General features: G+C 67.7%; 6 protein-coding genes. 4 read left to right on the forward strand and 2 right to left on the reverse strand.

Going from position 1 to position 7,046, the window contains the following annotated elements:
* Positions 1-11: 11 nt before the first annotated feature.
* Together KD1_RS02910 and KD1_RS02915 are read right to left on the reverse strand one after the other, a co-directional pair.
* A complete protein-coding gene (locus KD1_RS02910) occupies positions 12-1,127 on the reverse strand; it encodes a sensor histidine kinase (protein WP_068397278.1) in 1,116 nt (371 codons plus the stop codon).
* Positions 1,127-1,780 (reverse strand): winged helix-turn-helix domain-containing protein, encoded by a 654-nt coding sequence (locus tag KD1_RS02915; RefSeq protein ID WP_157073129.1) that lies wholly within the window; start codon positions 1,778-1,780, stop codon positions 1,127-1,129. Before KD1_RS02915 ends, KD1_RS02910 begins: the two co-directional genes overlap by 1 nt.
* A gap of 231 nt (positions 1,781-2,011) precedes the next feature.
* On the opposite strand from KD1_RS02915, the gene KD1_RS16455 reads away from it, so the two are divergent.
* The 4 genes from KD1_RS16455 to KD1_RS02935 are packed head-to-tail and all read left to right on the forward strand — an operon-like array spanning position 2,012 to position 6,997.
* Complete coding sequence (locus tag KD1_RS16455; RefSeq protein WP_068397280.1) at positions 2,012-2,251, forward strand: SHOCT domain-containing protein; 240 nt, start codon at positions 2,012-2,014, stop codon at positions 2,249-2,251.
* 30 nt (positions 2,252-2,281) lie between these two features.
* Positions 2,282-3,772 carry a multicopper oxidase family protein gene (locus KD1_RS02925; protein WP_068397283.1) on the forward strand — a complete coding sequence of 497 codons (1,491 nt, stop codon included), beginning with the start codon at positions 2,282-2,284 and terminating at the stop codon, positions 3,770-3,772.
* Positions 3,769-4,677 (forward strand): F510_1955 family glycosylhydrolase, encoded by a 909-nt coding sequence (locus KD1_RS02930; RefSeq protein ID WP_068397286.1) that lies wholly within the window; start codon positions 3,769-3,771, stop codon positions 4,675-4,677. Before KD1_RS02925 ends, KD1_RS02930 begins: the two co-directional genes overlap by 4 nt.
* 31 nt (positions 4,678-4,708) lie before the next feature.
* Positions 4,709-6,997, forward strand: a complete 2,289-nt coding sequence (locus KD1_RS02935; protein ID WP_083541987.1) for a copper-transporting P-type ATPase — start codon at positions 4,709-4,711, stop codon at positions 6,995-6,997.
* The last annotated feature ends 49 nt before the right edge of the window (positions 6,998-7,046 follow it).

Consider the following 7,046-nt stretch of genomic DNA (forward strand, 5'->3'; position numbering starts at 1 on the left):
GCGGGTGGGAGTCACCGGTGCGCTGGCAGCTCGATCCGGACCACGGTCCCCAGCCCGAGTCCAGGGCTGGTCGCCGTGATGAAGCCGCCGTGGGCGTCGACGATGGCCTTGCTGATCGTCAGTCCGATTCCGGTGCCGCTGCGGTCTCGTGATCGAGCGGAATCGCCTCGGTAGAACCTCTCGAAGATGTGGGCGAGTTGCGCCGACGTCATCCCCTCGCCGTCGTCGGACACGGTGATCGCGACGTTCTCCCCGTCGCCCTGCGCACTGAGGGTGACCGTGCCGCCGCGAGCGGTATGGCGCAGGGCGTTCGTCAGCACATTCGTCAGGACCTGACCGATACGGTTGCGGTCGACCCACACCGGCAGCGCGGCCGCCGCCGGGTCGACGATGAGATCGACGGCCTTCGCGGCGTAGCGCTCCTGCTGTTCGTCATGGGCGGCCGACAGCAGGTCGGGCACCAGGTGTCGTTGGAGCTGGAGCTCCAGACGACCTTCCTCCGCCGTGGAGACGTCATCGATGTCGTCGGCCAGCCGCGCGAGGCGATCGGTCTGCCCGGCCAACGCGATCCGGGATTCGGAGCCGAGTTCGACCACGCCGTCATGCAGCCCCTCGTGATACGCGGCCAGCGCGGCGATCGGCGTGCGGAGTTCATGAGCCAGGTCGGACAACATCCGCCGCCGGGTGTCTTCGATGCCTTCCAGTCGTGCCGCCATGGTGTTGAAGGCGGCCGCCAAGGTCTCCAGTTCGGTGCCCGACGCGACGTCGGGTACCCGAGTGGCGTAGTGGCCGCGGGCCAGTTCTCGGGCGGCCGAGGTCACTTGGTCCAGTGGTCCGCGCAGTCGTCTGGTGAGCACCCACGTGACCGCACCGGCCGCCATCAGGGAGATCACCACGCCGACACCCACGGAGATCAGCGACGCATCGCGGTAGGCGATCTCGATGTGGGCCAGTTCGGGTGAGTCCTGGACGTGCCCGGCTTCGATGAGATGTTGATGGAAAAGCGGTGGCCCGACGATCGCGGCGACGATGCCGACGGTGAGGGCACCGGCGACCAGGACGATGGTCTGCCCGACGAGGAGCCGGGCGGCGAGCCCGCGTGATGACCGATGCTTTGCGGCAATCATCACCCGTGACCCATCCGATAACCGATGCCGCGGACCGTGGAGATGTATCGCCCGGTGTCGGGATCGTCTCCGAGCTTGCGGCGGAGATGCGCGATGTGGACATCGACGAGGTGCTCATCGCCGACCCAGTCCACACCCCAGACGCTCTCGATCAACTGCCTGCGGGTGAACGCGGTGCCGGGCCGCTGCGCCAGGGTCAGCAGGAGGTCCCGTTCCGTCGGTGTGAGGGCCACTTCGACCCCGGACAGGTGGATCTGCGCAGCGGTGGCGTCGACGCGAAGCTCGCCGAAGACCTTCGCCGGCTCGTCGTGTGCGGGGCTTCCATCGAGCGCCCCGGTGCGTGGACGGCGTAGAACGGCCTGAACGCGCGCGACGAGTTCACGCACGCTGAAGGGCTTGGTGACGTAATCGTCGGCGCCCACGGACAGCCCGATGAGAGTGTCAATCTCGTCCTTGCGGGCCGTGACCACGATGACGTAGCAATCGGAGAAGGTACGTATCTGACGACACACCTCGATTCCGTCGAGGCCCGGCAGGCCCAGGTCAAGGATCACCACATCGGGGGCCTGCTCGCGCACCGCCGCGATCCCGTCGGGGCCGTTGTGGGCGAGGCTGGTGTCGTGGCCTGCTCGATCGAGGTAGGCAGCCATCATCCCGGCAAGAACCGTCTCGTCTTCGATGACGAGCACCTTCGTGGGTGTCTGCGGTGGAGTGGTGCGCACCCTGACAGTGTCCACTGCGGGCCGATGCGTCCAGAGATGCTGGCGGCTGAGACCGGCGATCTTCGTCAAACCTCAACCTGATGGCGACCTGGGCTTGAGGTCCGGGAGGCACCGTGGGTTGTGTCGCTGCTTCGGGCGGCCTGCATGGACGGGAGACCTCTGATGATGTGGGGAAACGGGTACGAAATGGGCTGGTGGATGTGGCTCGTCATGGGTGGCGGCACGCTCGCATTCTGGATCGGCGTCGTCCTGGTGATTCGGGCTCTGCTGCCGACCGCCGGAGGCAAGCCGGCAACGGCGAGGCCCGACGCCCTCACCTTGCTCAAGGAAGGACTGGCCCGGGGCGAGATGAGCACTGAGGAGTACGAACTGCGCCGTCGCCTGATCGTCGACGGTCACTGACCACTGTCCACCGACACCTTGAAAGGCATCATGACTTCACCCCTGATCTCCCGGCGGAACATCCTCCTCGGTTCGCTCGGCGTGGCCTCGGCCGCGGCCCTCAGCGGCTGCGGGGCACCTGCTGACGGTGGCACCGCACCGGCGCGCTCCTTCGGCAGACCGACCCCGATCACGCCCTCACCGGGTCAACGGGGGGTCAAGAAGACCTTGACCGCCGCGCCGACCACCCTGGACCTGGCCGGCAGGGAGGTCACCACGTGGGCGTACAACGGCTCCGTTCCGGGCCCGTTGGTGCGCGCGAATGCCGGTGACTTCCTCCGCCTGACCCTGAACAACCGGCTGCCCGCGGACACCACGATCCACTGGCATGGACTCAGGCTGCGCAACGCGGCCGACGGCGTCCCTGGTCTGACCCAGGACCCGGTCGCGTCCGGCGAGAAGTTCGTCTATGAGTTCACCGCGCCGGATCCGGGGACGTACTTCTTCCACCCCCACGTCGGGGTCCAGTTGGACCGCGGTCTCTATGCCCCGATGATCATCGACGACCCGCGTGAGCCGGGCGCCTACGACGCCGAATGGATCATCGTCCTGGACGACTGGATCGACGGCACCGGCACCACCCCCGATGACGTCCTCGAGAAGCTGATCGCCGACGGCGGCGCGGCCGACTCGGGTGGAATGGGCGGGATGGATCACGGCTCGATGGGCGGGATGGCAGCGGCCGGACCGTGGGGCGACGCCGGTGACGTGACCTACCCGTACTTCCTCATCAACGGAAAGCCGGCGACCGATCCGGACCATTTGAGCGCCAAGCCAGGGCAGAAGGTTCGACTGCGTGTCATCAACGCGGCCTCCGACACCATCTTCGCGGTCGCCCTCGGTGGGCACCGGATGATGATCACCCACACCGATGGCCACACCGTGAAACCGACCGAGGTCGGCGCGTTCTACATCGGTATGGGGGAGCGCTACGACGTGATCGTCACGTTGGCCGACGGAGTGTTCCCGCTTGTGGCCCGTCCGTTCGGCAAGACCAGCGGTGGACAGGCCATGGCCCTGGTCCGTACCGGCAAGGGATCACGGCCTCGCGCGGACGTGAAGCCGGCCGAGCTCGCCGGGACGATCCTGATCGGATCCACGCTCCAGCCCGCGGAGTCCGCCAAGCTCCCGGCGAAGAACCCGGACACCACCCTCGACCTCTCGCTGGAGGGTTCGATGAAGCCCTATCGGTGGGGGATGAACGGTGCCGTGTACGGCCAGAATGAGCCCCTCAGCGTCAAGGAAGGGCAGCGCCTGCGCATCAACGTCACGAACGCGACGATGATGACCCATCCGCTGCACCTGCACGGGCACACGTTCGCCCTTCCCTCCGGGCTCCGCAAGGACACCGTCCTGTTGGCGCCGATGCAGGCGACGGCAATCGATCTCGACGCCGACAACGCCGGTGACTGGATGGTCCACTGCCACAACATCTACCACGCCGAAGCGGGCATGATGATCGCCCTGAAGTACGCCCAATGAGCACCCGATCCGGGCGGCGAACCCTGGGCCTGGCGGTCGCCGGTCTGGCGCTGGGAGCGCTCGTTGCGTGCCGGGCACCTTCCACGACTCCGGCCGTGGACGTCACGCCCTCACCGGCGTCCTCGGCCAGTGGGCAACAGGGGACCATTCCGACCTCGACGGCGCCGGTCGCGATCACCCACGTCCACGGGATCGCTCGCGACCCCGAAACGGACGAACTGCTGCTGGCCACCCATGAGGGGTTGTACCGCCAGGTCGACGGGGGGTTGGTTCAGGCCGGCCCGGTGATCGACCTGATGGGGTTCGCCGTGGCGCCTGATGGCACGTACTACGCCTCCGGCCACCCCGGGCTCGGTGTCGATCTACCCCAGCCAGTCGGACTGCTGTCCTCCGCCGACGGAGGGCACACCTGGCGGCAGGAGTCTCGCGGTGGCCAGTCCGACTTCCACGCCCTGACCGCGGGGCCCACACAGGTGACCGCGTTCGACGGTGCCCTGCGCACGACCACCGACGGAAAGCTCTGGGTCGACCGCAGCATCCCCTCGCCTCCCCGAACCCTGGCGGCGTCTCCCCGGACGGGGCGCTTGGTCGCGACGACCGCCGACGGGCTTTTGGCCAGCACGAACAACGGCGCCTCGTGGACTGCTCTGGCCACCCCCGAGCTCCCGCTCTTGGCGACGTGGGCAGATGACCGGACGATCGCCACGATCACGACGACCGGCCGCTTGGCCGTCAGCAGCGACCGGGGCGAGTCGTGGGACGTGGCACCGAAGAGGATCGGGGTGGCCGAGGCATTGTGGGCCGACCGCACGTCCAAAGGACGACTCGAGGTCATCGTGTTCGTGGACGGCAAGGTGCTGAGCACTTCCGACTCTGGCGCGACCACGACCACTCTCGTCGAGTGACCCCTGACCAACCGCACGCAAAGGAGTAGCGATGTCCGCCCCACGTGACCCGCACGAGCATCACGAGCACCAGGACCACGAGCACGTGCACGTGCACGTGCACCACGAGCACGCGCACCACGAGCACGCGCACGACCAGCACGAGCAGCACGAGCAGCACGGACACGCGGCCGCCACCGATGTGGCCGTTCGTGACACCGACGCGGCCGAGTGGACGTGCCCGATGCACCCGGAGATTCGCCGGTCCGGCCCGGGGGCCTGCCCCATCTGCGGGATGGCGCTCGAGCCGGTCGCGGTGACGGCCGACTCTGGGCCGAGCCCCGAGTTGACCGACATGACGCGCCGCTTCTGGGCCGCAACAGCACTGACGATCCCCATCGTGATCCTGGAAATGGGTCGCGCCATGAGCCCGTGGTTGCACGACCTCATCCCCACCCGCGTGTCGGTCTGGATCCAACTCATCCTCGCGACCCCGGTGGTTCTCTGGGCCGGGTGGCCCTTCTTCGTGCGCGGCTGGGCCTCGGTGAAGACCCGCAATCTCAACATGTTTACGCTCATCGCCATGGGCACGGGCATCGCCTGGTTGTACAGCGTGGTCGCGACGGTCGCACCGGGGATCTTCCCCGAGTCCTTCCGCAGCGATGCCGGGATCGTCGACGTCTACTTCGAGGCGGCTGCGGTCATCACCACCCTGGTTCTCCTCGGGCAGGTGTTGGAGTTGCGCGCCCGCGAACAGACCTCGGGGGCACTCAAGGCCCTGCTCGACCTGACCCCCAAGACCGCCCGCCGGATTCGAGCCGATGGCACCGATGAGGAGGTCCCGCTCGAGGACGTCCACCTCGACGACCACCTCCGCGTTCGGCCGGGTGAGGCCGTGCCGGTGGACGGCACGGTCATCGATGGTCGCTCGGCGGTCGACGAGTCGTTGGTGACCGGCGAGTCGATGCCGGTGACCAAGACCAGCGGCGACGCGGTCATCGGCGGCACGATCAACGGCAGCGGTGCCCTGGTCATGCGGGCCGAGAAGGTCGGCCGCGACACGATGCTCAGTCGCATCGTCGCCATGGTCGCCGAAGCTCAGCGCTCGCGTGCGCCGATCCAGCGGTTGGCCGACCGGGTGGCCGGCATCTTCGTGCCGATCGTCATCGTCATCGCCGTCGTCGCGTTCATCGTCTGGGCGCTGGTAGGTCCGGACCCGAAGTTCGCCCATGCGCTGGTCGTGGCCGTGGCCGTCCTGATCATCGCGTGCCCGTGCGCCCTCGGTTTGGCCACGCCCATGTCGATCATGGTCGGCGTCGGGCGTGGTGCCGGGGCTGGAGTGCTGATCAAGAACGCCGAGGCGCTCGAGCGCATGGAGAAGGTCGACACCCTCGTCGTCGACAAGACCGGCACCCTGACGCAGGGTCGCCCGACGGTGACCGGAATTGTCTCCGCCGGTGACCTGTCGCAGGCCGATCTCCTCCGTATCGCCGCCGGCGTCGAGCGCGCCTCGGAGCACCCGCTGGCGCTCGCGATTGTCGAGGCTGCGAACGAGCGTGGCCTGGCCATCCCTGACGTAACCGACTTCGACTCACCCGTGGGTCGTGGCGTCGTCGGGACCGTCGAAGGTCAACGTGTCGCGATCGGCAGCGCCGCGTTCCTGCAGTCCAACAACATCGACGTGTCCGGCTTCGAGAAGCGCGCCGACGAGCTCCGCGGGGAGGGCGCCACCGTCATCTACATCGGTATCGAACGGAAGTCGGCCGGCATCTTCGCCATCGCCGACCCCATCAAGGAGACCACCCCGGAGGCCCTGAAGGCACTGCGCTCCGAAGGGATCGAGGTGGTCATGCTCACCGGTGACAACCGGGTCACGGCACAGGCCGTGGCCAACTCCCTGGGCATCGACAAGGTGGAGGCCGAGGTGCTGCCCGACCACAAGAGTGACGTGGTCACGAGGCTCCGGAACGACGGCCACGTGGTCGCCATGGCCGGAGACGGTGTGAATGACGCCCCGGCCCTGGCTGCCGCCGATGTCGGCATCGCCATGGGATCGGGCACCGACGTCGCGATCGAGTCGGCCGGGGTGACGCTGCTCAAGGGCGACTTGACCGGCATCGTTCGGGCTCGCCGACTGTCGCAGAAGACGATGACCAACATCCGGCAGAACCTGTTCTTCGCGTTCATCTACAACGCGCTGGGAATCCCGGTCGCTGCCGGCGTGCTTTACCCGACTTTCGGAATCCTTCTCTCACCGATCATCGCCGCCGCGGCCATGGCGCTGTCCAGCGTCAGTGTGATCACCAATGCCCTGCGGCTCAGGACGCAGAAACTGACCTGAGACCTCCGCCGAGTGATGGTTTCGGGCCGCCTCAGGACTCCTGAGGCGG

It is taken from the genome of Kribbia dieselivorans NBRC 106261 (assembly GCF_001552435.1).
Classification (GTDB): Bacteria; Actinomycetota; Actinomycetes; order Actinomycetales; family Dermatophilaceae; genus Kribbia; species Kribbia dieselivorans.